This window comes from Tatumella sp. JGM94, assembly GCF_018257595.1.
Taxonomy (GTDB): Bacteria; Pseudomonadota; Gammaproteobacteria; order Enterobacterales; family Enterobacteriaceae; genus Tatumella; species Tatumella punctata.
The window spans coordinates 23,518-48,475 of the sequence record NZ_JAERJN010000011.1 but is presented as its reverse complement, the minus strand read 5'-3'; the positions used below and the strand labels follow the sequence as shown (position 1 = coordinate 48,475).

At 49.8% G+C, this 24,958-nt stretch carries 21 protein-coding genes; 15 read left to right on the top strand and 6 right to left on the bottom strand.

Translation table 11 applies throughout. The features are described from left to right. Nucleotides 1-37 precede the first annotated feature (37 nt). Nucleotides 38-1,318 carry a glutamate-1-semialdehyde 2,1-aminomutase gene (gene hemL / locus JK216_RS09460; protein ID WP_212708344.1) on the bottom strand — a complete coding sequence of 427 codons (1,281 nt, stop codon included), beginning with the start codon at nt 1,316-1,318 and terminating at the stop codon, nt 38-40. 155 nt (nt 1,319-1,473) lie between these two features. On the opposite strand from hemL, the gene clcA reads away from it, so the two are divergent. Next, nucleotides 1,474-2,886 carry a H(+)/Cl(-) exchange transporter ClcA gene (gene clcA, locus JK216_RS09455; protein ID WP_212711598.1) on the top strand — a complete coding sequence of 471 codons (1,413 nt, stop codon included), beginning with the start codon at nt 1,474-1,476 and terminating at the stop codon, nt 2,884-2,886. Between the two features lie 72 nt (nt 2,887-2,958). Further along, nucleotides 2,959-3,306, top strand: a complete 348-nt coding sequence (gene erpA / locus JK216_RS09450) for an iron-sulfur cluster insertion protein ErpA (RefSeq protein ID WP_087489465.1) — start codon at nt 2,959-2,961, stop codon at nt 3,304-3,306. Between the two features lie 300 nt (nt 3,307-3,606). On the opposite strand, the gene mtnN is transcribed toward erpA, so the two are convergent. Next, nucleotides 3,607-4,308, bottom strand: a complete 702-nt coding sequence (mtnN, locus tag JK216_RS09445) for a 5'-methylthioadenosine/S-adenosylhomocysteine nucleosidase (RefSeq protein ID WP_212711582.1) — start codon at nt 4,306-4,308, stop codon at nt 3,607-3,609. A gap of 96 nt (nt 4,309-4,404) precedes the next feature. Between mtnN and dgt the strand changes: the two genes are divergently transcribed. Beyond that, nucleotides 4,405-5,892 (top strand): dGTPase, encoded by a 1,488-nt coding sequence (dgt, locus tag JK216_RS09440; RefSeq protein ID WP_212711581.1) that lies wholly within the window; start codon nt 4,405-4,407, stop codon nt 5,890-5,892. 138 nt (nt 5,893-6,030) lie between these two features. Beyond that, a complete protein-coding gene (gene degP / locus JK216_RS09435) occupies nt 6,031-7,461 on the top strand; it encodes a serine endoprotease DegP (protein WP_212708341.1) in 1,431 nt (476 codons plus the stop codon). A gap of 66 nt (nt 7,462-7,527) precedes the next feature. On the opposite strand, the gene JK216_RS09430 is transcribed toward degP, so the two are convergent. From JK216_RS09430 to map, 4 genes are all read right to left on the bottom strand, one after another. After that, entirely contained in the window at nt 7,528-7,914 is a 387-nt protein-coding gene (locus JK216_RS09430; RefSeq protein ID WP_212708340.1) for a DUF3461 family protein, read from the bottom strand. Nucleotides 7,915-8,111: 197 nt separating this feature from the next. Then, complete coding sequence (gene dapD, locus JK216_RS09425) at nt 8,112-8,936, bottom strand: 2,3,4,5-tetrahydropyridine-2,6-dicarboxylate N-succinyltransferase (protein WP_212708339.1); 825 nt, start codon at nt 8,934-8,936, stop codon at nt 8,112-8,114. Between the two features lie 112 nt (nt 8,937-9,048). Next, complete coding sequence (glnD, locus tag JK216_RS09420; protein ID WP_212710479.1) at nt 9,049-11,712, bottom strand: bifunctional uridylyltransferase/uridylyl-removing protein GlnD; 2,664 nt, start codon at nt 11,710-11,712, stop codon at nt 9,049-9,051. 62 nt (nt 11,713-11,774) lie between these two features. Beyond that, a complete protein-coding gene (gene map, locus JK216_RS09415) occupies nt 11,775-12,569 on the bottom strand; it encodes a type I methionyl aminopeptidase (protein WP_212708337.1) in 795 nt (264 codons plus the stop codon). A 392-nt stretch (nt 12,570-12,961) separates the two neighbouring features. On the opposite strand from map, the gene rpsB reads away from it, so the two are divergent. From rpsB to lpxD, 11 genes are all read left to right on the top strand, one after another. Further along, nucleotides 12,962-13,687 carry a 30S ribosomal protein S2 gene (gene rpsB / locus JK216_RS09410; RefSeq protein WP_212708336.1) on the top strand — a complete coding sequence of 242 codons (726 nt, stop codon included), beginning with the start codon at nt 12,962-12,964 and terminating at the stop codon, nt 13,685-13,687. A 195-nt stretch (nt 13,688-13,882) separates the two neighbouring features. Then, nucleotides 13,883-14,734, top strand: a complete 852-nt coding sequence (tsf, locus tag JK216_RS09405) for a translation elongation factor Ts (RefSeq protein WP_212708335.1) — start codon at nt 13,883-13,885, stop codon at nt 14,732-14,734. 160 nt (nt 14,735-14,894) lie between these two features. Then, nucleotides 14,895-15,620 carry a UMP kinase gene (gene pyrH, locus JK216_RS09400; protein ID WP_212708334.1) on the top strand — a complete coding sequence of 242 codons (726 nt, stop codon included), beginning with the start codon at nt 14,895-14,897 and terminating at the stop codon, nt 15,618-15,620. Between the two features lie 150 nt (nt 15,621-15,770). Further along, nucleotides 15,771-16,328, top strand: a complete 558-nt coding sequence (gene frr / locus JK216_RS09395) for a ribosome recycling factor (protein WP_212708333.1) — start codon at nt 15,771-15,773, stop codon at nt 16,326-16,328. 131 nt (nt 16,329-16,459) lie between these two features. Further along, nucleotides 16,460-17,653, top strand: a complete 1,194-nt coding sequence (gene ispC / locus JK216_RS09390) for a 1-deoxy-D-xylulose-5-phosphate reductoisomerase (protein ID WP_212708332.1) — start codon at nt 16,460-16,462, stop codon at nt 17,651-17,653. Between the two features lie 173 nt (nt 17,654-17,826). Then, entirely contained in the window at nt 17,827-18,579 is a 753-nt protein-coding gene (gene ispU, locus JK216_RS09385; protein WP_212710478.1) for a (2E,6E)-farnesyl-diphosphate-specific ditrans,polycis-undecaprenyl-diphosphate synthase, read from the top strand. Nucleotides 18,580-18,597: 18 nt separating this feature from the next. After that, on the top strand, nt 18,598-19,455 hold the full coding sequence (gene cdsA, locus JK216_RS09380; protein ID WP_212708330.1) for a phosphatidate cytidylyltransferase: 858 nt from the start codon (nt 18,598-18,600) through the stop codon (nt 19,453-19,455). Nucleotides 19,456-19,467: 12 nt separating this feature from the next. Continuing rightward, nucleotides 19,468-20,820 carry a sigma E protease regulator RseP gene (gene rseP / locus JK216_RS09375; protein WP_212708329.1) on the top strand — a complete coding sequence of 451 codons (1,353 nt, stop codon included), beginning with the start codon at nt 19,468-19,470 and terminating at the stop codon, nt 20,818-20,820. Nucleotides 20,821-20,869: 49 nt separating this feature from the next. Continuing rightward, complete coding sequence (gene bamA, locus JK216_RS09370; protein WP_212710477.1) at nt 20,870-23,284, top strand: outer membrane protein assembly factor BamA; 2,415 nt, start codon at nt 20,870-20,872, stop codon at nt 23,282-23,284. 109 nt (nt 23,285-23,393) lie between these two features. After that, nucleotides 23,394-23,894, top strand: coding sequence for a molecular chaperone Skp (gene skp / locus JK216_RS09365; RefSeq protein ID WP_212708327.1), 501 nt, complete (start codon nt 23,394-23,396; stop codon nt 23,892-23,894). A 4-nt stretch (nt 23,895-23,898) separates the two neighbouring features. Beyond that, complete coding sequence (lpxD, locus tag JK216_RS09360) at nt 23,899-24,924, top strand: UDP-3-O-(3-hydroxymyristoyl)glucosamine N-acyltransferase (protein WP_212708326.1); 1,026 nt, start codon at nt 23,899-23,901, stop codon at nt 24,922-24,924. The last annotated feature ends 34 nt before the right edge of the window (nt 24,925-24,958 follow it).

Here is a 24,958-nt window from a genome sequence, read left to right as displayed (position 1 = left end):
CGGAGGCGCCTTTTTTTTTTACAACAAAACCAGGATGTTACAGACGGGCGAAACAGCGGCGGGCTGCATCTATAGTATGCTGGATATCGTCGGGACTGTGGGCCAGTGACATGAAGCCAGCTTCAAAAGCTGACGGTGCAAAATAGATCCCTTCCTCCAGCATCAGATGGAAGAAAGTTTTAAACCGCGCCACATCACATTTGCTGACATCCTGATAGCAGGTCACTGAAGGCGCATCAGTAAAGAAAAGACCAAACATACCACCGACATGGTTAATGACCAGCGGGATATTTTCCTGCTGTGCGGCGTGTAATAATCCTTCGGCCAGCCGTGTGGTGAGGTCAGTCAGGGTGGTATGGGTGCCGGGCCGGGCAACCTGTGTCAGACAGGCGAAACCTGCTGCCATCGCCAGCGGGTTTCCGGACAGTGTTCCGGCCTGATACACCGGGCCGGTCGGGGCCAGAACTTCCATAATGTCACGACGTCCGCCAAAAGCACCTACCGGCATACCGCCACCGATAATTTTCCCCAGACAGGTCAGGTCCGGTACTACGTTGTAATACTCCTGAGCACCGCCCAGTGCAACACGGAAACCGGTCATTACTTCATCAATGATCAGCAGTGCACCATTTTCATCACAGATTTCACGTAAGCCCTGCAGGAAACCCTCTGAAGGAGGAATACAGTTCATATTCCCGGCGACAGGTTCCACGATAATACAGGCGACCTGTTGCGGATGCTGACGGAAGGCTTCGCGGACGGATGATAAATCGTTATAGGTACAAGTCAGCGTATGACGGGCAAAGTCAGCCGGCACTCCCGGTGAGTTTGGCTGGCCCAGGGTCAGAGCACCGGATCCGGCTTTTACCAGCAGGCAGTCGGCATGTCCGTGATAGCAACCCTCAAACTTAATAATTTTATCACGGCCGGTATAGCCTCTGGCCAGCCGGATAGCGCTCATGGTCGCTTCCGTTCCCGAGTTGACCATCCGCACCATCTCCATGGAAGGCACCAGTTCACAGACCAGCTCTGCCATTTTGACTTCCATTTCGGTAGGTGCACCGAAACTCAGCCCGCGCATTGCTGCTTCTGTCACCGCATTACGGATAGCCGGGTTGTTATGTCCGAGGACCATAGGCCCCCATGAACCGACGTAATCGATATAGGCTTTTCCGTCAGCATCGTATAAATAAGCACCTTCAGCGCGCTCAATAAAAAGCGGGACACCGCCAACACCGGTAAAAGCCCTGACCGGAGAGTTTACCCCTCCCGGGATCAGACGCTGCGCTTCATTGTAGAGATTTTCAGACTTACTCATCGCATCGGTTCCTGTTGATGACTTAATATAAACACTAGTGTACGAGAACTTAGTTACAGGGTGAAAGACCCGGTTATTGGTTTGCTACATTTAAGCGACAAAAATAGCGGATTCATGCGTATACTGATGTTATGGCCCTTTTTTCTGTCCCCGATATGCATAATACACCCGTTAGTGATGAGTCTTTACCGGCAGAGCCGCGCCGCAGGTATGATTATTTGCAGCAGATATTACGCAAAGATAAAACGCCGCTGGCGATTTTATTGCTGGCCGGTCTGGTGGGGGTGCTGGCGGGATTAGCCGGCGTGGCGTTTGATAAAGCCGTCAGTCTGGTACAGCACTATCGTCTGCACTATTCCGGTGGTTTACTGACTGCGTCCGGACTGCTGTCTGCGGTGATCATTTCAGCGCTACTGGCAGTTTGCGGATTCTGGCTGGTGCGGCGTTTTGCGCCGGAAGCCGGCGGCTCGGGAATTCCGGAAATCGAGGGGGCATTAGATGAACTGCGACCTGTCCGCTGGTGGCGGGTTATTCCGGTTAAGTTTTTTGGCGGGGTCGGTACCCTTGGTGCAGGGATGGTGTTAGGCCGCGAAGGTCCCACTGTCCAGATGGGCGGTAACCTGGGACGTATGGTGGTCGATATGTTCCGGATAAAAAACAGTGAAGACCGGCATACGTTACTGGCGACTGGTGCGGGGGCTGGCCTGGCGGCTGCGTTTAACGCTCCGCTGGCAGGGATCCTGTTTATCATTGAAGAAATGAGACAGCAGTTCCATTACAACCTGATTTCTGTCAAGGCTGTGTTTATTGGCGTGATTATGTCCTGCATCGTTTATCGTCTGTTCGATGGTAACAGTGCCATGCTGAATATTGGTCAGTTGATTGATGCCCCGCTGAATACTCTCTGGTTATATCTGATTGCGGGTATGGTCTTCGGGATTGTCGGGGTGGTGTTTAACCGACTGGTGTTTCGGGTACAGGATGCATTTCAGCGACTGCATGGCGGAAAAATGGGAATTATTCTGCTGATTGCGGCGGTTATTGGCGGCAGCTTCGGGGCGCTGAGCCTGATTTTTCCTGAAGTCACCGGCGGCGGGTCTTCCTTAATCCCGCAATCTGTTGCCGGACAATTCAGTTGCGGGATGCTATTGAGCCTGTTCATTTTACGTATGGTTATGACGCTGATCTGTTTTTGTTCCGGGGCCCCGGGCGGCATTTTCGCGCCAATGCTTTCGCTGGGGACTTTACTGGGTACAGCCCTCGGGGTGACTGCTGCGGCAGTCTTTCCGGAATATCACCTGCAGGCCGGGACTTTCGCCGTGGCGGGGATGGGGGCATTATTTGCCGCTTCCGTCAGAGCCCCTCTGACCGGCATTATTCTGGTCCTCGAAATGACTGAAAATTATCAGTTGATCCTGCCGATGATCATTACCTGTCTCGGTGCGACCCTGCTGGCTCAATTTCTCGGAGGTACGCCGCTGTATTCAACCTTACTGGCGCGCACCCTGGCCCGGCAAACGCCGGCCGCAGAGCGTGCTGCGGCACAGAGTGTACAGCGCGGTGCTTGATCGCAGCCCGTGGCTGACAGATAATGCCATCATTGAGGCCGTTAACGGCCCTGGAGTTTACCGGAGTAATTTATGAGCGATGATATTGCAGCACTGCCGTTACAGTTTACCGAAGCTGCGGCCAACAAAGTAAAATTCCTGATCGCTGACGAAGATAACCCTGAACTGAAACTGCGTGTTTATATCACCGGCGGTGGGTGCAGCGGATTCCAGTATGGTTTTACCTTTGATGATAAAGTTAATGATGGTGATATGACTATCGAAAAGCAGGGTGTGTCTCTGGTGGTCGATCCTATGAGTCTGCAGTACCTGGTCGGCGGTTCTGTCGACTACACCGAAGGGCTTGAAGGTTCACGGTTTATTGTGACTAATCCGAATGCTAAAACCACCTGTGGTTGTGGTTCTTCTTTCAGTATCTGATTACCCTGTCAGCACCTTTCTGAAGGGAGGGTGCTCTCCTGCTGTAACCTCTGTAATATTCCCTGTCTGCTGTTGACCTGTGTCACTGCTCCTGCCGGCGTACGCCGATACTCTGAAAATATTCACAAGCTGTTGTCAGGCTGATTAAGTCGTGCGTTTATTTTTGTAAAGTTACAAAAAATACCGGGCTGCCGGCCGGTGATAAGAGGGATTTTTGTTACATATACCGCCACAGGATGAGTTTTCCTGCGTCTGACAGCGGCAGCATCTTAGGCCGCCGCCGGGCAAGGCAGTGGCTTGTCAGGCGTCTGCTGACAAGCGGCTCAGCAGGTCTTCCACCATCAGTGATGACTGCTTTGCGGCAACACCGAGGAATTCGTCGAAACTGAGGTGTGATTCCTGATCCGCAACGTCAGAAATAGCACGAACCACCACAAAAGGAACCTTAAAGCTATGGCAGACATGGCCAATGGCGGTGGCTTCCATTTCTACCGCAACAGCCTTCGGAAAGGTATCACGGATACGGGCCAGAGGCTCAGCACCATTGATAAATGCATCACCGCTGACAATTAATCCGCGTACAGCATGCAGATTTAATGCTCTGATACTTTGTTCTGCGGCACCGATCAGTTTTTCATCAGCCACAAAACTTTCCGGGCATCCGGCCATCTGGCCTGGCGCATAACCGAAAGCGGTAACGTCTGCATCATGATAGCGGACTTCGTCAGAAACAACGATATCGCCGACCTTCAGTGACGGTGCCAGTCCGCCGGCAGAACCGGTGTTAATGACCACATCTGGCTGACATAGTTGCAGTAACAGCGTGGTACCCAGCGCGGCGGAGGTTTTGCCGATGCCGGATTTCAGTAAGGCGACTTCAGTGCCATTCAGAGTACCGGTATAAATTTCACAGCCAGCGATGTTCAGAGTTTTCCGGTCTTTAATTTTGTCACGCAACAGGGTTACTTCCTGCTCCATTGCGCCAATAATTCCTGCTTTCATAGCGTATCTCACCAATGTTATAGAATTAATCTTCAGGCGTGGAATAGTCTATCATGGCAGGGCAGGGTTTTATTATTGAATCGTACCGGAGTGGAAATGGAGATTAACTTTAAGCACAGAATCAGTGTCAGCCGGCCTTATGCATCAGGCCGGCCGCCGCAGGGAGAAGAACAGATTTCCCGTTATTTTGAAAGTGATCGCGGCAGGATCATCCATTCGGCGGCTATCCGGCGTTTGCAGCAAAAGACACAGGTATTCCCGCTGGAAAGAAATTCAGCAGTACGCTCACGGTTAACCCACTCCCTGGAAGTACAGCAAACCGGGCGCTATATTGCGCGGGAAGTACTGCAACGACTGAAAAAACAGCCCGGTGGTCTGGCTGCTTACGGGCTGGAAGACTTTGAACGCGGGTTTGAAAGTCTGGCCGAAATGGCCTGCCTGTTACATGATGTCGGGAATCCGCCATTTGGTCATTTTGGCGAAGCAGCAATCAATGACTGGTTCAGGGAGCATCTGGCTGACATTCTGCCACTTACCCCCCCTGATGCGGCGCAGCTCCCTGAAGAAGTGATTCAGTTACAACAATGTATTTATCAGGATCTTTCGCATTTTGAAGGCAATGCCCAGGCTATCCGGCTGGTACATACTATTCTGCAACTGAATCTGAGTTATTCTCAGGTGGCCTGCATCCTTAAGTACACTGCACCTGCCTGGTGGCAGGGCGATAAGCCTGCAAATTTCTCGGTGCTGATGAAAAAGCCGGGGTTTTATTTATCAGAAAAAGAATACGTTGCAGACTTGCGGGCAGCAACCGGTATGCAGGAGTTTCATCGTTTCCCTCTGACTTATATTATGGAAGCGGCTGATGATATTTCCTACTGTATTGCCGATTTAGATGATGCTGTCGAAAAAGCTATCTTTGATGTCGACAGCCTGTATCGTTATTTATGTGATGCCTGGGGGGAGGCTCAGCCGGATGATCTTTTCCAGCGTACGGTAACTCATGCCTGGCAGGAAGCGGGCTCAGGAAAACGGCGCAGTCAGAGTGACCAGTTTTTTATGTCGTTACGGGTCAATGTACAGCGGGCGCTGGTCGCGTTTGCTGTACGGCGCTTTCTGGATAATTTGCCGGCGATTTTTACGGGGAATTTTAACCATGCGCTGCTGGAAAACGGCGGGGATGAAGAGCGGCTACTGGCAACCTTTAAGCAGGTGGCCCGAAAATATGTTTTTAACCACTCTGAGGTGGAACAACTCGAATTACAGGGATACCGCGTGATCCGAGGTCTGCTTGATACCTATAAACCCATGATGCAACTGAGCGCCGATGATTTTACCTGCCTGATGGAGACCGATGAGTTAGCAGGCCATCCTATTGAAACCCGGTTGTTTCATCGTCTGTCGGATAAACACCGTAAAGCTTATCAGAATCACCTTCGCCAGTTACCAGCGACCCGTGATCAGAGATGGCAATTATGGGAAAGTTATTACCGTTTACGTCTGGTGCAGGACTATATCAGCGGAATGACCGATGTATATGCATGGGAAGAGTATCGTCGTTTAATGGCGGTTGAGTTCGTGTGAGCTTTGTAAAGATCAGGAATATTTTTTTACCTTTCACAAAAGTTTTGCGGTGAACTAACAGGTAAATAATAACTCTCATCAACTGACCACAGCACACAGCAACCGGTCCAAATAGAAAATATTACAGAGAGCCAGCACATGAAAAAAACCACTTTAGCATTGAGTGCACTCGCATTAAGCCTGGGAATGGCATTTGCGCCTTTGACTGCTTCTGCGGCGGAATCTGCATCTTCATCAAGTCAGCAATTACCGAGTCTGGCTCCTATGTTACAAAAAGTGATGCCCTCAGTCGTCAGTATTAGTGTGGAAGGAACGGCACCGGTAAAAACAGCCGGGGGTAATCAGCAGTTCCAGCAATTTTTTGGTGATATGTCGCCTTTCTGTCAGGACGGTTCTCCGTTCCAGTCTTCACCTCTTTGCCAGGCCCCTGGTGGTGGCGGTAATAGCGGAACCCAGCAGGAGAAGTTCCGTGCTTTAGGTTCCGGGGTAGTGATTAATGCCGAAAAAGGTTATGTGGTAACCAATAACCATGTGGTTGAGAATGCATCAACCATTCAGGTCCAGCTCAGTGATGGCCGTCGTTTCGATGCCAGAGTGATAGGTAAAGATCCCCGTTCTGATATTGCGCTGATTCAGCTGAAAGATGCGAAGAATCTGACGGCAATAAAAATTGCAGATTCTGACAACCTGCAGGTGGGGGACTATACGGTAGCGATCGGTAACCCTTATGGATTAGGGGAAACGGTAACTTCCGGTATTGTTTCGGCACTGGGCCGCAGCGGGCTGAATGTTGAAAACTATGAAAACTTTATTCAGACGGATGCCGCAATTAACCGTGGTAACTCCGGTGGTGCACTGGTGAATCTGAATGGTGAACTGATTGGTATTAATACGGCGATTCTGGCGCCGGATGGCGGCAATATCGGTATTGGTTTTGCTATCCCGAGTAATATGGTGAAAAATCTGACCGCACAGATGATTGAATATGGTCAGGTTAAACGCGGTGAACTGGGGATCATGGGTACTGAGCTGAACTCAGAGCTCGCCCAGGCGATGAAAGTGAATGCCCAGCGTGGTGCTTTTGTCAGTCAGGTTCTGCCAAAAAGTTCGGCCGAGAAAGCAGGTATTAAAGCCGGTGATGTGATTGTCTCTCTGAATAACAAGCAGCTGAGCAGCTTTGCCGCATTACGTGCTGATGTCGGTTCATTGCCGGTGGGCACAAAACTGGAACTTGGCTTATTACGTGACGGTAAACCACTGACAGTGACCGTGGAACTGCAACAAAGTACTCAGGCGAAAGTGCAGTCAGCGACTATTTATACCGGTATCGAAGGGGCTGAGCTGAGTAATTATGATGTCAAAGGTGACAAAGGTGTTAAAGTTGACAGCATTAAGCCCGGCAGCCGTGCCGATGCCATTGGTCTGAAAAAAGGGGATGTTATTCTCGGGGTGAACCAGCAGAATGTAGCGAATCTGGGTGAGTTACGTAAAGTGCTCGACAGCAAACCTTCAGTACTGGCCCTGAACATTAAACGTGGTGACAGTAACCTGTACCTGCTGGCACAGTAACCGTCGTCAGTAAAAAAGCCGGTCAGTATCATGCACTGACCGGCTTTTTGTCTGTAAAAACGTCGCTTATTTGCGGGTGAGTTTTTCCAGATCTGCCTCAATTTCCGAAATCTTATTCGAAACGACCAGTTCAAGGTGACGAAGGTCATCAAGGATCTTAACTTTCAGGTCAACTTCAGCTTGTTCCTGCTGACACAGCTGATCCAGTTCATCGATCAGGTATCTGAGGTTGGGGCTTATTTCCTGAATCTCTTTAAAACCCTGCCCGGATTGATCAGAAACCACGGTCTTACGCTGGCGAGGGTATTTAAACTTCACGCTTTTCGCGAAAAACTCCCCTTTATCCTTACGGAAATAGATCTTCAGAATATCGTTATTGGCTTCCTGACGCAGGCTGTAACGGTCAACTTCTTCAGGGTGGGTAATACCTAAACTTTTTAAGTTATCGTACATGAACAATCACCTTTTCAGAGAACAACATTCAGAATGAGTGATGCAATCAGTGCTCACCGGTTGATACACCAGAGCCGTAAAGTCATCACCGCAGGTTGCGGGGTGGCCGGAGCCAGAGCAGAATAAATCCGCCTGCTACCCTGTATATGTCAGGCAGTTACCCGGACAGGGAACGCAGGCGGTTAACCGCGGATCAGTTAGTCGATTGAACGCAGCAGTTCATTGATACCGACTTTACCCAGGGTTTTCGCATCCACTTTTTTAACGATAACGGCGCAGTACAGGCTGTAGCTGCCGTCTTTAGATGGCAGATTCCCGGAAACCACGACTGAACCCGCCGGGACACGGCCGTAATGGACTTCACCCGTTTCACGATCATAAATCTTAGTGCTCTGGCCGATATAGACACCCATCGAAATAACAGAACCTTCTTCAACAATAACACCTTCTACGATTTCAGAACGTGCACCGATAAAACAGTTGTCTTCAATGATGGTCGGGTTGGCCTGTAGTGGCTCAAGTACACCACCGATACCTACGCCGCCTGACAGGTGTACATTCTTACCAATCTGTGCACAGGAACCTACAGTAGCCCAGGTATCGACCATGGTCCCTTCATCGACATAAGCACCAATGTTGACATAGGAAGGCATCAGAACGGTATTACGGGCAATAAAAGCCCCCTGGCGTACTGCTGCCGGAGGAACCACGCGGAAGCCTTCTTTTTTAAAGCGGGCTTCATCATAGTCAGCAAACTTCATCGGTACTTTGTCGTAGAAACGGGTTTCAGAGCCTTCTATCACCTGGTTGTCATGAATACGGAAAGATAATAATACTGCTTTCTTCAGCCATTGATGGGTGATCCATTCACCGTTAATTTTTTCCGCAACACGCAGTTCACCACGGTCAATTAACAGGACGACTTTAGTAATTGCCTCGCGGGTTTCAGTATCAACATTGTCTGGTGTAATGTCGGCACGGCGTTCGAATGCGGCTTCGATGATGTTTTGTAACTGTTGCATTGTTTATTTCCTGCATCAATGGTTTGGTAAAAAACTGACAACCGGGGAGCTGAGACTCAGCCCCCCAAAGTAAGTTTGCAGTCCCGGAAACTTGTTTTGATTTCCAGCCGGATTACACTTTATCGTTTGGATTCAGTGCCTCTGTCAACCGTTGTTGTAAACTATCACGTTTTTTATCGCTCAGGGCTCGGCGGTCACTGTCCGCCAGAATAAACAAGTCTTCGACCCTTTCGCCGATGGTACTGATCCTTGCGCCATGCAGTGATATTCCTGATTCAGCAAAAACGGTACCGATACGTGCTAATAATCCCGGCTGATCAAGGGCGACCATTTCCAGATAGGTACGCTGATTGGTGTGGGCAGGCAGAAAACGTATTTCCGTATCAACGTTAAAATGGCGCAGCCGTGGTGACTGTCGGCGGGGCCGTGGCGGAACCCACTCCGGTTGTGATAAGGCTTGTGTCAGCCCGTGGATAATCGCCTCGTGCCGGTCAGGGGCTAACGGGCTGCCGTCCGGTTCAAGCACAATGAAGGTATCCATTGCCATACCATCACGGTTAGTGAATATCTGTGCATCGTGAACACTGAGGTTGCGGCGGTCCAGTTCGCCTGCAACCGTGGCAAACAGGTATGGGCGGTCAGGGCTCCAGATAAAAATCTCGGTACCGCCGCGCGACGCCTGCGGGCTGATTAATACCAGCGGCTTACTGAGCGGATGCTGCAACAGATGACGGGCATGCCATGCCAGCTGGCTGGCTGTATGACGCAGGAAATAATCTGCCCGACAGCGGTTCCAGATTTTATGTAGCTTTGTCTCATCAATATTATCCATTCGCAGCAACGCCAGTGCCTGAAGCCGGTTGTGGCGCACTCTTTCCCGCAGGTCGGGGCTGCTGTCCATACCGCGTCGCAGCTGTTTTTCGGTGGCGAAGTAAAGTTCGCGCAATAAGCTTTGCTTCCAGCTATTCCACAAACTTTCGTTGGTAGCACTGATATCAGCGACAGTCAGACAAATCAGCAGCCGCAACTGCCGTTCATTTTGCATAATTTCGGCGAATTGCTGGATAACATTTGGATCCTGAATATCGCGGCGTTGTGCGGTGACCGACATCAGCAGATGGTGTCTTACCAGCCAGGCGATCAGTTGTGCATCGCGGGAGGAGAGTGCATGTAACCGGGCGAATTCAATAACGTCTTCAGCCCCCAGTATTGAGTGATCGCCGCCGCGGCCTTTGGCGATATCGTGGAACAGTGCGGCAATCAGCAATATTTCCGGCTGAATCAGGCGTTGCCAGATATCCACACACAGCGGATGCTGTGCCCGCGAGTCTTCACTGCCGAAACTCTCCAGTTTTTGCAGGACACGAATGGTGTGTTCATCAACCGTGTAGGCGTGGAACAGGTCGAACTGCATCTGGCCGACAATTTTGTTCCACTGGGGCAGGTAGGCCGCCAGTACACTGTGGTGGTGCATCGGGACCAGAGCACGGCTGACAGCCCCCGGGTGACGCAGAATATCCATAAATAATACCCGCGCGCGGGGAATTTCGCACAGGGAGTAATCGAGAGTACGTATCGCGTAGCGTAGTAACCGCAGGGTAGTAGAGTATATGCCGGAAATATTCTTATTTCGGACGATAACATTAAACATGCGGATAATTGATTCCGGCTGACGGATAAACAATTGTTCATCCCGCAGATCGATCAGCGTACCGCGCAGCTGAAAGTCATCATCCAGAGGCTGTGGTTTGTCTGAGGCTGGCAGGGCCAGAATCGCCTCGTCAAATAACTGTAACAGCATTTCATTTAATTCGCCGACATCACGGGTCACGCGATAAAAATCTTTCATCATACGTTCTACCGGCTCGTTACCTTCGCCCTGATAATTCAGCCGTTGTGCGACGGACAGCTGTCTGTCAAACAGCAACCGGTTATCGTAGCGGGTCAGGGTAAGGTGTAAGGCAAAACGGATCCGCCATAAAAAACTCTGGCACTGATGGAGCTCATCCCGTTCATCGCGGGTCAGAAAGCCGAAACCGGCCATTTCCGGCAATGAGGTTGCGCCGAAATGGCGACGGGCAACCCACTGCAGCATATGGATATCCCGCAGGCCGCCCGGGCTGCTTTTAATATCCGGCTCCAGATTGTAACTGGTACCGTGATAGCGTTTGTGACGTTCTTTCTGCTCCTCGATTTTTGCTGCAAAAAACTCAGCAGAGGGCCAGAAACCGTCACTGAAAATATTTTTCTGCAGTTCGAGAAACAGGGTGACATCCCCGGTCAGCATCCGTGATTCGATAAGATTAGTCGCCACTGTCAGATCCGATAAACCTTCCAGCAGGCACTCTTCGAGAGTACGTACGCTGTGACCCACCTCCAGCTTTAAATCCCATAACAGTGTCAGGAGTTCACTGGCACGGTGAGCATTTTGTTCATCCAGACTCTGCCGGCTAAGGATCAGTACATCAATATCTGATAACGGGTGCAATTCCTGACGACCGTAGCCACCGACGGCAACCAGTGCCAGGTGGTTTACACCATCAAAATGAAAAAAACGCCACAGCCGGCACAGAAGATTGTCGATAAACCGGGTTCTGGCATCAATTAAGCGGTGAACCGGTTGTCCGGCATCAAAGGCCTCTCCCAGCCAGCGCTGAAAGTTATCCAGCCGGGGTTTAAGCCTGTCCCGATTCAGCATGTCATCAGACCAGTGAAGCGGGGCATTAATAATATTTTTATCAATTACTTCTGGGACGTCTGGCAGGCGGCTAGGCATTGTCGCTTCTCATCAGATGAAAAAGCCGGCAATCGCCGGCTTTCAGAAATTCATTGTCAGGTTTAACCTTCGTTCACCAGGATGGCAGGAAGCGTTTCTTCCTTACGGAGGGTTAAAATCTCACAGCCATTTTCAGTAACCACAATAGTATGTTCATATTGTGCAGACAAGCTGCGATCTTTGGTTTTCACTGTCCAGCCGTCTTTCATACTTCTGATGCGGAAATCACCGGCATTCACCATCGGTTCGATGGTGAAGGTCATCCCCTGTTGCAGGACCACACCGCCATCATCAGCATCATAGTGCAGTACCTGCGGTTCTTCATGGAACCCTTTACCAATACCATGACCGCAGTATTCACGTACTACAGAAAAATCCTGAGCTTCGACAAATTTCTGAATTTCACGGCCGAGGGTACGTAAGCGGATGCCGGGTTTTACCATTTTGAGGGCCAGATAGAGGCTTTCCTGAGTCACGCGGCACAGACGCTCACCGAGAATCGTCGGATTTCCGACAATAAACATTTTTGAGGTGTCGCCATGATACTCGTCTTTGATGACGGTCACGTCGATATTGACAATATCGCCGTCTTTCAGCAGCCGCTCATCACTGGGGATACCGTGACATACCACTTCATTAATCGAAATACAGACTGATTTCGGAAAACCATGATAGCCGAGGCAGGCTGAGATGGCTTTCTGGTGCTGAGTAATATAATCGTCGCAAATACGATCCAGCTCTCCGGTCGAGATGCCCGGCTTAACATGATCAGCAATCATTTCCAGAACTTCAGCAGCCAGACGGCCGGCAACACGCATTTTTTCGATTTCTTCAGGGGTCTTAATTGAAATAGCCATGGAATATAGTCCGATTGCAGCCAGCCCGCGGCCGGCAAAAGAGGGAGTTTATTACCCTGTATGTTAACAGCCAGCAAAACCGCTGCCAATGTTAATCACTGTCTCAGGTCTTTCAGTCTGAAGATAATTTGACCAGAAACGGCAACAATGATTGCCGTCAACCGGCGGTTTGTGGTATAAAACGCGCCGACGAATCTGTGGTCAGGCTTCTGCCCGCCCGGAACGTTTAATTCTCATTATGTGAAAAGGCAGGGTATCTCAGGGCGTTATATCCCGGTGATGCAGACTGACCAAAACACACATGTATCGACACATACTCCGGGGTGCCTTCACAGGTCGGTGGTATGGGATACATGGAGGCTCAACCCCAATATCTATTTTTAGAGGTAATCATGGCTACTGTTTCCATGCGCGATATGCTTAAGGCCGGTGTACACTTTGGTCACCAGACCCGTTACTGGAACCCGAAAATGAAACCTTTCATCTTCGGCGCTCGTAACAAAGTTCACATCATTAACCTTGAGCAGACTGTACCAATGTTCAACGACGCTCTGGCTGAGTTGACCAAAATTTCTGCCCGTAAAGGTAAAATTCTGTTTGTTGGTACTAAGCGTGCTGCAAGCGAAGCGGTTAAAGAGTCTGCGCGTAACTGCGATCAGTACTTCGTTAACCACCGCTGGTTAGGTGGTATGCTGACTAACTGGAAAACCGTTCGTCAGTCAATCAAGCGTCTGAAAGATCTGGAAGCACAGTCTCAGGACGGTACTTTCGAGAAACTGACCAAGAAAGAAGCGCTGATGCGTGGTCGTGAACTGGCTAAGCTGGAAAACAGCCTTGGCGGTATCAAAGACATGGGCGGCCTGCCGGATGCTCTGTTCGTTATCGATGCTGACCACGAGCACATCGCAATCAAAGAAGCAAACAACCTGGGTATCCCGGTATTTGCTATCGTTGATACTAACTCTGATCCGGATGGCGTCGATTACGTTATCCCTGGTAACGATGATGCGATCCGTGCTGTAAACCTGTACCTGACTGCTGTTGCTACTGCTGTTCGTGAAGGTCGTTCTCAGGACCTGGTTGAGCAAGCTGAAGAAACAACTTTAGAAAACGTCTAATAAGGTTCGCTCTGCATAAGAGCCCTTAACGTCAGATGTGATCTGCAAGGGGCCGCTTCAGGCCCCTTTCATTATTTAAAATTCGTTGAGCGTGAATCTGTTCCGCTGGACGAAGTAAATCTCCTGCGAAATGATGCTGTTTGTTATTATTCATGGGTAGTACAAACAGACCACAGTTAACCGAGGACTTGAAGAATGGCTGACATTACCGCTGCTCTGGTAAAAGAACTGCGCGAGCGTACTGGCGCTGGCATGATGGAATGTAAAAAAGCGCTGGTTGAAGCTAACGGCGATATCGAACTGGCTATCGACAACATGCGTAAGTCTGGCCAGGCAAAAGCTGCGAAGAAATCTGGTCGCGTTGCTGCTGAAGGTGTGATCCTGACTAGCGTTGAAGGTAACGCTGGTGTAATCATCGAGCTGAACTGTGAAACTGACTTCGTTGCTAAAGATGCAGGCTTCCTGGCATTTGGTAAAGAAGTTCTGGCTGCTGCGGTTGCAGACAAAATCACTGATATCGAAGCTCTGAAAGCGAAATTCGAAGAACAGCGTACTGCGCTGGTAGCTAAAATCGGTGAAAACATCAACATCCGTCGTATCGCACGTCTGGAAGGTGATGTTGTCGGTTCTTACCTGCACGGTGCACGTATCGGTGTTCTGGTTGCTGCGACCGGTGCTGACGAAGAACTGGTTAAGCACGTTGCAATGCACATTGCTGCCAGCAAGCCTGAGTACGTGAAACCTGAAGATGTTCCTGCGGATGTTGTTGCCCGTGAGCATCAGATCCAGCTGGATATCGCGATGCAGTCTGGTAAGCCACGCGAAATCGCAGAAAAAATGGTTTCCGGCCGTATGAACAAATTCACCGGTGAAGTTTCACTGACCGGTCAGCATTTTGTTATGGATCCGTCTAAAACTGTTGGTCAGCTGCTGAAAGAAAAAGGTGCTGACGTTGTTAACTTTATCCGTTTCGAAGTGGGTGAAGGTATCGAGAAAGTTGAGTCTGATTTTGCTGCTGAAGTTGCAGCGATGTCCAAGCAGTCTTAATGCTCTGAAAGAACCGCCAGAAGGGCGGTTCTTTTTTGTCTGTGGTGTTATCGCCACAGACTGTTTTCAGTTTCATCCCTGCAGTCTTTTGATAAAAACGAGCGGATGACAGACCAGATTTACTCTTCTTTATTCACTCATGTTCCAGGAATTAATGATCATGGCGACCAACGCAAAACCGGTATATCAACGTATCCTTCTGAAGCTGAGCGGTGAGGCCCTGCAGGGCGCCGAAGGTTTTGGTATTGATGCCAGCATTCTTGACCGTATGGCTCAGGAAATTAAAGAGCTGGTTGAATTAGGCATACAGGTCGGAGTGGTGATTGGCGGGGGCAACCTGTTCCGCGGCGCCGGACTGGCAAAAGCGGGAATGAACCGCGTAGTCGGTGATCATATGGGGATGCTGGCGACCGTCATGAATGGCCTGGCAATGCGTGATGCGTTACACCGTGCTTATGTTAATGCCCGCCTGATGTCGGCAATTCCGTTGAATGGTGTGTGTGATAACTACAGCTGGGCAGAAGCTATCAGCCAGCTGAGAAATAACCGGGTAGTGATTTTTGCTGCAGGAACCGGAAATCCGTTCTTTACGACGGATTCTGCTGCCTGTCTGCGCGGTATTGAAATTGAAGCCGACGTGGTACTGAAAGCCACTAAAGTCGACGGTGTTTATTCCGCGGATCCTATGACGACCCCGGATGCTGAACTGCATGATAAATTAAGCTATCAGGATGTTCTTGAGCGTGAACTGAAGGTGATGGACCTGGCGGCATTTACCTTAGCACGTGACCATAATCTGCCTATCCGGGTATTCAATATGAATAAGCCCGGTGCATTACGCAGGGTGGTTATGGGCGAAAAAGAAGGCACCCTGATTGGGCAGTAACCCCTGTCGGCATAAATTAAAATAAGGTATATTCCGGACAACACTGGTTATTTATCATCGGTGCTGTGCAGAATAACTGATGATGACAGACCCCGTTCTGCTTACACCTGAGGCAGAAACATCAGGTCAAACGAATCCAAGGGTTTTAATGTGATTAACGATATTAAAAAAGATGCTGAAGTACGCATGGAAAAATGCGTAGAAGCGTTTAAAAATAGCATTTCTAAAGTGCGTACCGGGCGTGCCTCTCCTTCTCTGCTGGATGGCATTGTTGTCGAGTACTACGGTGCGCCAACGCCCCTGCGTCAGCTGGCGAGTGTGACTGTAGAAGACTCCCGTACACTGAAGATCAATGTGTTTGATCGTTCGTTAAGCCCGGCAATTGAAAAAGCGATCATGTCTTCTGATCTGGGCCTGAACCCGAGCTCTGCCGGTTCAGACATTCGTGTCCCGCTACCAGCGCTGACCGAAGAACGCCGTAAAGACCTGATCAAAATTGTCCGTGGTGAAGCAGAGCAGGGACGTGTTTCTGTGCGTAACGTACGTCGTGACAGCAATGATAAAGTTAAAGCTTTGCTGAAAGATAAAGAAATCAGTGAAGATGACGAGCGTCGTGCTCAGGATGATATCCAGAAAATGACTGATCTCGCGATCAAAAAAGTTGATGCAAACCTGGCAGAGAAAGAAGCGGAGTTAATGGAGTTTTAATCCCGCGTTGCCAGACCGAAAACGCCGCGCAGAAAGTCATATTGATGGCTGTCTGCCGCGGCGTTTTACATTGCAGATAACCACGGCCTGCAGGCGGGTCATCTGCCGATTGATGATGAGTGGAAATATTGATGAAGCGTCTGACATTGCTGGGTTCTACCGGATCGATTGGTACCAGCACTCTTGCGGTAGTTCGTGAAAATCCTGATAAATATCAGATAACTGCGTTAGTGGCAGGTAAAAATACACAGCTGATGACTGACCAGTGCTGTGAATTCCGTCCTGCGTATGCGGCGATGGCTGATGAGGCTGCGGCGAATGATTTGCGTGAGCGACTGAAAGCATTGAAGGTGAATACTGAAGTGCTCTCCGGCGTTCAGGCGATGTGTGAATTAGCGGCATTACCGGAAGTCGACCAGGTCATGGCTGCTATTGTGGGTGCTTCCGGATTGTTGCCTACCCTGGCTGCAATCCGCGCAGGGAAAAGGGTACTGCTGGCCAACAAAGAAGCGCTGGTGACCTGTGGGCGATTGTTTATGGACGCGGTACATCATTCCGGCGCCTGTCTGATGCCGGTAGATAGCGAACATAATGCCATTTTTCAGAGTTTACCTGCGGCGATACAGCAGCAGTTAGGGTATGCTCAGCTCGGTGATAGTGGCGTTGACTCGGTTATTCTGACCGGTTCAGGCGGACCTTTCCGTGAGATTCCGCTGACGGAACTGCCCCTGATGACGCCTGCGCAGGCTTGTGCCCATCCCAACTGGACGATGGGTAAAAAGATCTCTGTAGACTCTGCCACTATGATGAATAAAGGTCTTGAATACATAGAAGCTCGCTGGCTATTCAATGCCACGGATGCACAGATGGAAGTGGTAATCCACCCGCAGTCGGTGATCCATTCGATGGTGCGTTACTGTGATGGCAGTGTGATAGCCCAGTTAGGATCACCTGATATGTGTACCCCGATTGCCCATTCGATGGCGTGGCCGGAGAGGATCCCGGCAGGGGTGAAGCCTCTGGACTTCACCCGGGTGGGAGCATTAACGTTTACTGAACCTGATTATCATCGTTATCCTTGTCTGAAGCTGGCAATAGATGCCTGTGCTGCCGGCCAGGCAGCGACTACCGTACTGAATGCAGCAAATGAAATGGTTGTTGATGCCTTTCTTAACCACCGTATCCGGTTTACCGATATTGCGGCAATTAACCAGCAGATGCTGGACAGCGCAGTATTACAGGAACCAGAGAGTGTGGAGGCGGTAATGGATATTGACCAGCAGACACGTCTTCGTACCGCAGAAGTACTGGCTAAACTGACATAACAGGTTTGATTAGCGTCCATTTGTCCGAATCAGGCGGAAATGGTATAGTCCCGTGCTGGTATTTCAGATATACGCGGGGGGCTTTTTTCCGGGATTAACGGTGGAAAAGCGTTTGCGAGCAGAAAGTATTCAGAGATATCTGGCTCTCTGATGAAAGGAATTTAATACGCATTATGTCGTCCCTATACCAAGAACACCTCCCTGACACATACAGGGCTCTGCCGAGGCATGTTGCTATCATTATGGATGGTAATGGACGCTGGGCGAAAAACCAGGGAAAGTTACGTATATCGGGGCACCGTGCCGGCGCAAAAGCGGTCAGACGTGCTGTCAGATTTGCGGTTTCGCAGGAAATGGAAGCGCTGACACTGTATGCGTTTAGCAGTGAAAACTGGAATCGTCCTGAGCAGGAAGTCTCTGCATTGATGGAGCTTTTCATCTGGGCGCTGGACAGTGAAGTCAAAAGTTTACATAAGCATAATGTTCGTCTGAAAGTTATTGGCGATGTTACGCGCTTCAGTCCGCGAATTCAGCAACGTATCCGTCAGGCCGAATCGCTGACGGCGGAGAACAGCGGGCTGACACTGAATATTGCCGCGAACTATGGCGGACGCTGGGATATCATTGACGGGGTGCGCAGACTTGCACATCAGGTACAGGCTGGCAGCCTGCAGCCTGATGATATCTCGGAACAAATGCTGGAAGAACAGCTGTGCCTGTGCACGCTGTCACCGGTTGATTTAGTGATAAGGACAGGGGGAGAGCATCGAATCAGTAATTTTCTGTTATGGCAGGTTGCCTATGCAGAGTTTTATTTCAGCGATGTTCTCTGGCCCGATTTCGATGAACATGTTTTTCAGGGTGCACTGGATGCTTTCTCTTTACGGGAACGTCGTTTTGGCGGTGCTGCACCGGATGGCGCATAAATGGACCGGGGGTAACCTTTGTTAAAGTCTCGTTTGATTACCGCGATGATCCTGATTCCGTTGGTAATCATTGCATTATTTTGGTTACCGCCGATCGGATTTAATATTATTGTCCTGATAATTTGTATGCTTGCAGCATGGGAATGGGGGCAGTTTGCCGGACTGATGCGTACTCAGCAACGCATCTGGCTGGCTGTATTGTTTGGATTGTTACTGGCACTAATGATGTTGCCATTACCTCCTTACCAGCATGATATTCATCAGCCGCCGGTATCATTATCATTATTCACTTCCCTTAGCTGGTGGTGTGTAGCACTGGTGCTGGTATTGTCTTATCCGAAGTCTGCCACTCTGTGGCGACATTCCCGCTTTTTACGGCTGGCCTTTGGTGGCCTGACACTGATTCCTTTCTTCTGGGGAATGATAGCCTTACGCCAGTACCACTATGAAAGTGATCATTTTGCCGGTGCATGGTGGTTACTGTTTGTAATGTTGCTGGTCTGGGGGGCGGACTCCGGTGCCTATATGTTTGGTAAACTGTTTGGCAAACATAAACTTGCGCCTAAAGTTTCCCCCGGAAAAACCCTGGAAGGCTTTCTTGGTGGCCTGTTTACCTCGGCGGTGATTGCCTGGGCTTTTTCACAGCTGGCGCCGTTATCGGTCGACAGCGGAACACTGATCATCTGCGCAATCATTGCGACCCTTGCCTCAGTATTAGGTGATCTCACCGAAAGTATGTTTAAGCGTGAAGCAGGGATTAAAGACAGCGGTAATCTGATCCCCGGCCATGGCGGGATATTGGATCGTATTGATAGCCTGACGGCTGCGGTGCCGGTGTTTGCCTGTCTGTTACTTTTGGTATTCCATATAGCTTAAAGGTGTGTCGTGATGGGAAGCATACTGTGGAATATTGGTGCCTTTATTGTTGGCTTAGGTATCCTGATTACTGTCCATGAATTCGGCCATTTCTGGGTTGCCCGGCGCTGTGGCGTCTGGGTCGAACGCTTCTCTATCGGTTTCGGGCCCGCTCTCTGGCGCAGAACAGACAAACAAGGCACCGAATATGTGATAGCCGCCATCCCGCTGGGCGGTTATGTCAAAATGCTGGATGAACGTGCCGGCGAAGTCCCTGAAGAGCGTCTGCATCAGGCTTATACCCGTAAAACGGTCGGGCAGCGCGCCGCTATTATTGCGGCCGGCCCGCTGGCTAACTTTATCTTCGCTGTATTTGCCTACTGGCTGGTTTTTATGCATGGTGTTCCGGGAATAAGACCGGTTACCGGCGAAATAACCAGCAACTCTATTGCTCAGCAAGCCCAAATTCAGCCGGGAATGGAACTTAAAGCGATAGATGGTATCGAAACGCCTGACTGGGATGCTGTAAGAATGGCGCTGATCGGCAAAATTGGTGACAGCCAGGCCGTTATCACCTTAGCGCCTTTCGGCCAGTCTGGAGTGGTGACAAAACACCTGGACCTCCGGCAGTGGGCATTTGATCCCGAAAAACAGGATCCTGTGACTTCGCTGGGCATTATTCCGAAGGGGCCGGTGATTGAAACGACCCTCGATCAGGTGCAAAAAAATTCACCTGCGGCAATCGCGGGTTTGCAAGCCGGAGACAGGATCGTTAAAGTCGAAGGTAAAGTAATAGAAAACTGGCAATCTTTTGCTACTGAGGTCAGAGATAATCCGGGAGTCCCGTTGCAGCTACAGGCTGAACGTAATGGTGAAATCCGTGACTTAACGATGACACCTGCAGTGAAGTCTGCAGGCAGGGGTAACCAGGGGTTCGCGGGAGTTATCCCGCGGGTTCAGCCGTTACCTGAACAGTACAAAATATTGCGGCAGTATGGGCCTGTCGAGGCAATAGGTGAGGCCGGGGTAAAAACCTGGCAACTTGTGAAGCTGACAGCGTCGATGCTGGAAAAATTAGTGACCGGTGATGTTAAGCTGAATAACCTGAGCGGGCCGATATCTATCGCCCAGGGAGCAGGGGCTTCAGCTGAATACGGAATGATATACTACTTGATGTTTCTGGCGTTGATTAGTGTCAATCTGGGGATTTTTAACCTTGTCCCGTTACCGGTGTTAGATGGTGGGCATCTGCTTTTCCTGCTGGTCGAAAAGATCAAAGGCGGGCCGGTGTCTGAGCGAGTTCAGGACTTTAGTTATCGCATTGGCTCTGTTGCGCTGGTGTTGTTAATGGGGCTTGCACTTTTCAATGATTTCTCACGTTTGTAGAGATCGGAATTCTGCAAACGGGGATGTGTTAGGAACACGCATAATAACGATGGCGATGAAAAAGTTGCTCATAGCGTCGCTGCTGTTCAGCAGCGCCACCGTGTACGGTGCAGACGATTTCGTAGTGAAAGATATTCATTTCGAAGGGTTGCAGCGAGTCGCCGTCGGGGCGGCATTGCTCAGCATGCCTGTTCGTGTTGGTGATTCAGTTAATGATGATGACATCAGAAACACTATTCGTTCACTTTTCGCAACCGGTAATTTCGAAGATGTTCAGGTTCTGCGTGACGGTAATAACCTGATCGTTCAGGTCAAAGAACGTCCGACGATTGCCAGTATCACCTTTTCCGGAAACAAAGCGGTAAAAGATGATCAACTGAAGCAGAATCTCGAAGCTTCGGGTGTGCGGGTCGGTGAAGCTCTGGACCGTACGACCATTTCTTCGATCGAAAAAGGACTGGAAGATTTCTATTACAGCGTGGGTAAATACTCAGCCAATGTAAAAGCAATCGTCACTCCGTTGCCACGTAACCGTGTCGATCTGAAACTGGTCTTTACCGAAGGTGTTTCTGCTAAAATTCAGCAGATTAATATTGTCGGTAACAAAGCGTTCAGTTCTGATGAATTGATTTCCCGTTTCCAGCTGCGTGACGATGTTCCGTGGTGGAACCTGGTGGCTGACCGTAAGTATCAGAAGCAGAAACTGGCGGGCGATTTGGAAAACCTGCGCAGTTTCTATCTGGAGCGTGGTTATGCAAGATTCAATATTGATTCGACTCAGGTCAGTCTGACGCCGGACAAAAAAGGAATCTATATCACCGTTAATATTACCGAAGGTGCTCAGTATAAGATTGCCGGTGTTGAAGTTAATGGCGATATGGCAGGGCATTCTGCCGAAATAGAACAACTGGCAAAGATTCCGCCAGGAGAGTTGTATAACGGAACGAAAGTTACCCGGATTGAAGACAGCATCAAGAAGTTATTGGGTAACTACGGATATGCCTATCCGCAGGTCATGACTCAGCCGGAAATTAATGACAAAGACAAAACCGTAAAATTACACATCAGTGTCAATGCGGGTAACCGTTATTATGTGCGTAAGGTTATCTTTGAAGGTAACGATACCTCCAAAGATTCTGTATTACGCCGTGAAATGCGTCAGATGGAAGGTGCATGGCTGGGCAGCAACCTGGTCGAGCAGGGCAAAGAGCGTCTGAACCGTACCGGTTACTTCGAAACTGTTGACGTCGATACCCAGCGGGTTCCCGGGTCTCCGGATCAGGTTGATGTCATCTACAAAGTGAAAGAGCGTAATACCGGCACCTTTAATATTGGTGTCGGTTACGGTACTGAAAGTGGTGTCAGCTTCCAGGTCGGGGTTACCCAGGAAAACTGGATGGGTACCGGTAATACGGTAGGTATCAGTGGTACCAAAAATGATTACCAGACCTACGCCGAACTGTCGATGACAGACCCGTATTTCACTGTGGATGGTGTAAGCCTCGGCGGACGTCTGTTCTATAATGACTTTAAAGCCGATGATGCTGATCTGTCTGACTATACCAACCGCAGTTATGGTCTGGACGGGACACTGGGCTTCCCGGTGAACGAGAATAACTCGTTACGGGTTGGCTTAGGCTATGTGCATAATGATCTGTCGAATATGCAACCACAGATCGCCATGTGGCGTTACTTTAAGTCTCTGGATAAAAATTTGTCTACGGATAATGACGACAGCTCTTATTCCAGTGATGATTTCACCTTTAACTATGGCTGGACCTACAATACGCTGGACCGTGGTTTCTTCCCGACCTCCGGTAACCGTACTAATCTGAACGGTAAGGTCACTATCCCGGGCTCAGACAACAGTTACTATAAAGTCTCTCTGGATTCTCAGCAGTATGTACCGCTGAATCAGGACCGGACCTGGGTATTATTAAGCCGCAGCCGTCTGGGATACGGTGACGGTCTGGGCGGTAAAGAGATGCCGTTCTATGAAAACTTCTACGCCGGTGGTTCCAGCACGGTACGTGGTTTCCAGTCGAATACGGTAGGGCCGAAAGCGGTCTATTATAAGTACGGAACGGATTCGAACTGTGGTACTAACAGTGGCAGCATCTGTAAGTCGGATGATGCGGTCGGTGGTAATGCTATGGCAGTGACCAGCCTTGAGTTGATCACCCCGACGCCGTTTGTCAGTGAAAAATACAGTAGCTCACTGCGTACGTCGGTATTTGTTGATGCCGGTACGGTATGGGATACTAACTGGCAGAACACTGCAGAAACCGAAGCGTTAGGTATTCCGGATTACAGTAAACCCGGTAACGTTCGGGTATCCAGTGGTATTGCATTACAATGGATGTCGCCGTTAGGTCCGCTGGTGTTCTCTTACGCGCAGCCCATCAAGAAATATGATGGCGATAAAGCGGAGCAGTTCCAGTTTAATATCGGTAACACCTGGTAATTACCGGGCTGCGACTTCCTGAAGAGCATTGCAACAAAACAGCATTCATGCTGTTTTGTTTTGCAAAAATAGTGTCTCTGACACAAACGGTGATGGTAAGGAGTTTATAGTGAAAAAGTTGTTATGTGCCGCAGGTCTTGGTCTCGCTCTGGCTGCTTCTTCGGTAGCAGCACAGGCCGCTGACAAAATTGCAGTAGTCAACGTGTCCAGTATTTTCCAGCAGTTACCACAGCGTGCTGCGGTTGCCCGTCAGCTGGAGAACGAGTTCAAGGGTCGTGCAACTGATCTCCAGACTCAGGAGCGTGCACTTCAGGCTCAGATGCAGAACTTCCAGCGTAATGCTTCAACGATGAAAGCAAGTGATCGTACTCGCACAGAGAAAGATATCATGGCGAAACGTGAAAGCTTCTCAGAAAAAGCACAGGCGTTTGAAGATGATAACCGTCGTCGTCAGACCGAAGAACGTAACAAACTGCTGAGCCGTATCCAGGACGCAGTGAAGAAAGTTGCGGACAGCGAAGGCTATGATGTTGTTATTGATTCCAATGCTGTTGCTTATGCAACCAGCGCGAAAGATATCACTGCTGACGTACTGAAACAGGTTAAATAATTTGATGTCATCTATTCGACTGGCTGATTTAGCTCAGCAGTTAGATGCAGAATTGCACGGAGATGGCGATATCGCCATCTCCGGCATTGCTTCTATGCAATCCGCAACAGGCGGGAAAATCACGTTCCTGGCAAACAGTCGCTACCGCGAGCAACTTGCGCACTGCAAAGCAGATGCTGTGGTGCTGACGGAAGCAGATCTGGCATGGTGCCATAGCGCAGCATTGGTCGTGAAAGATCCTTATCTGACTTACGCCAGAATGGCACAAATCCTCGACAGTACCCCTGCACCGGCAGAAAATATTGCGCCGGGTGCGGTGATCTCCCCGCAAGCAACGCTGGGTGCTAACGTGGCTATCGGGGCGAATGCGGTTATCGAGTCCGGGGTTGAACTGGGCGATAATGTGGTTATCGGTGCCGGATGCTTTATCGGTAAAAATACCCGTATTGGTGCCGGTACACGCTTGTGGGCGAATGTCTCTGTTTACCATGAGATTGAAATTGGTGAACAGTGCCTGATCCAGTCAGGGACAGTTATCGGTGCTGATGGCTTTGGTTACGCAAATGATCGCGGTAACTGGGTCAAAATACCGCAACTCGGGTCGGTGATTATCGGGGACCGTGTCGAAATCGGAGCCTGTACAACGATTGACCGTGGTGCTTTGGATAACACCCGGATTGGTAATGGTGTTATCATAGATAACCAGTGTCAGATTGCACACAATGTTATAATTGGTGACAATACTGCCGTAGCCGGTGGTGTTATTATGGCCGGAAGTCTGAAAATCGGTCGTTACTGTATGATTGGCGGTGCCAGTGTGATCAACGGTCATATGGAAATCTGCGATAAAGTGACGGTAACTGGTATGGGTATGGTGATGCGGCCTATCACCGAACCGGGGGTTTATTCTTCCGGTATACCTCTTCAGGCGAATAAAGCCTGGCGTAAAACAGCTGCGCTGGTGATGAATATCGATGAGATGAGTAAACGACTCAAAGCTATTGAGCGTAAAGTCGGTAAAGAGAACTAACCATAATTTACAGGCCCGCTCCGCGGATATGACC

Bases quoted from the DNA above. Each gene is read 5' to 3' on its own strand.
- pyrH (WP_212708334.1), top strand. From the start codon at position 14,895: ATGGCGACCAACGCAAAACCGGTATATCAACGTATCCTTCTGAAGCTG.
- glnD (WP_212710479.1), bottom strand. From the start codon at position 11,712: ATGCCTAGCCGCCTGCCAGACGTCCCAGAAGTAATTGATAAAAATATT.
- dapD (WP_212708339.1), bottom strand. From the start codon at position 8,936: ATGCAACAGTTACAAAACATCATCGAAGCCGCATTCGAACGCCGTGCC.
- rseP (WP_212708329.1), top strand. From the start codon at position 19,468: ATGGGAAGCATACTGTGGAATATTGGTGCCTTTATTGTTGGCTTAGGT.
- hemL (WP_212708344.1), bottom strand. From the start codon at position 1,318: ATGAGTAAGTCTGAAAATCTCTACAATGAAGCGCAGCGTCTGATCCCG.
- degP (WP_212708341.1), top strand. From the start codon at position 6,031: ATGAAAAAAACCACTTTAGCATTGAGTGCACTCGCATTAAGCCTGGGA.
- ispC (WP_212708332.1), top strand. From the start codon at position 16,460: ATGAAGCGTCTGACATTGCTGGGTTCTACCGGATCGATTGGTACCAGC.
- mtnN (WP_212711582.1), bottom strand. From the start codon at position 4,308: ATGAAAGCAGGAATTATTGGCGCAATGGAGCAGGAAGTAACCCTGTTG.
- JK216_RS09430 (WP_212708340.1), bottom strand. From the start codon at position 7,914: ATGTACGATAACTTAAAAAGTTTAGGTATTACCCACCCTGAAGAAGTT.
- dgt (WP_212711581.1), top strand. From the start codon at position 4,405: ATGGAGATTAACTTTAAGCACAGAATCAGTGTCAGCCGGCCTTATGCA.
- ispU (WP_212710478.1), top strand. From the start codon at position 17,827: ATGTCGTCCCTATACCAAGAACACCTCCCTGACACATACAGGGCTCTG.
- tsf (WP_212708335.1), top strand. From the start codon at position 13,883: ATGGCTGACATTACCGCTGCTCTGGTAAAAGAACTGCGCGAGCGTACT.
- map (WP_212708337.1), bottom strand. From the start codon at position 12,569: ATGGCTATTTCAATTAAGACCCCTGAAGAAATCGAAAAAATGCGTGTT.
- bamA (WP_212710477.1), top strand. From the start codon at position 20,870: ATGGCGATGAAAAAGTTGCTCATAGCGTCGCTGCTGTTCAGCAGCGCC.
- erpA (WP_087489465.1), top strand. From the start codon at position 2,959: ATGAGCGATGATATTGCAGCACTGCCGTTACAGTTTACCGAAGCTGCG.
- rpsB (WP_212708336.1), top strand. From the start codon at position 12,962: ATGGCTACTGTTTCCATGCGCGATATGCTTAAGGCCGGTGTACACTTT.
- clcA (WP_212711598.1), top strand. From the start codon at position 1,474: ATGCATAATACACCCGTTAGTGATGAGTCTTTACCGGCAGAGCCGCGC.
- lpxD (WP_212708326.1), top strand. From the start codon at position 23,899: ATGTCATCTATTCGACTGGCTGATTTAGCTCAGCAGTTAGATGCAGAA.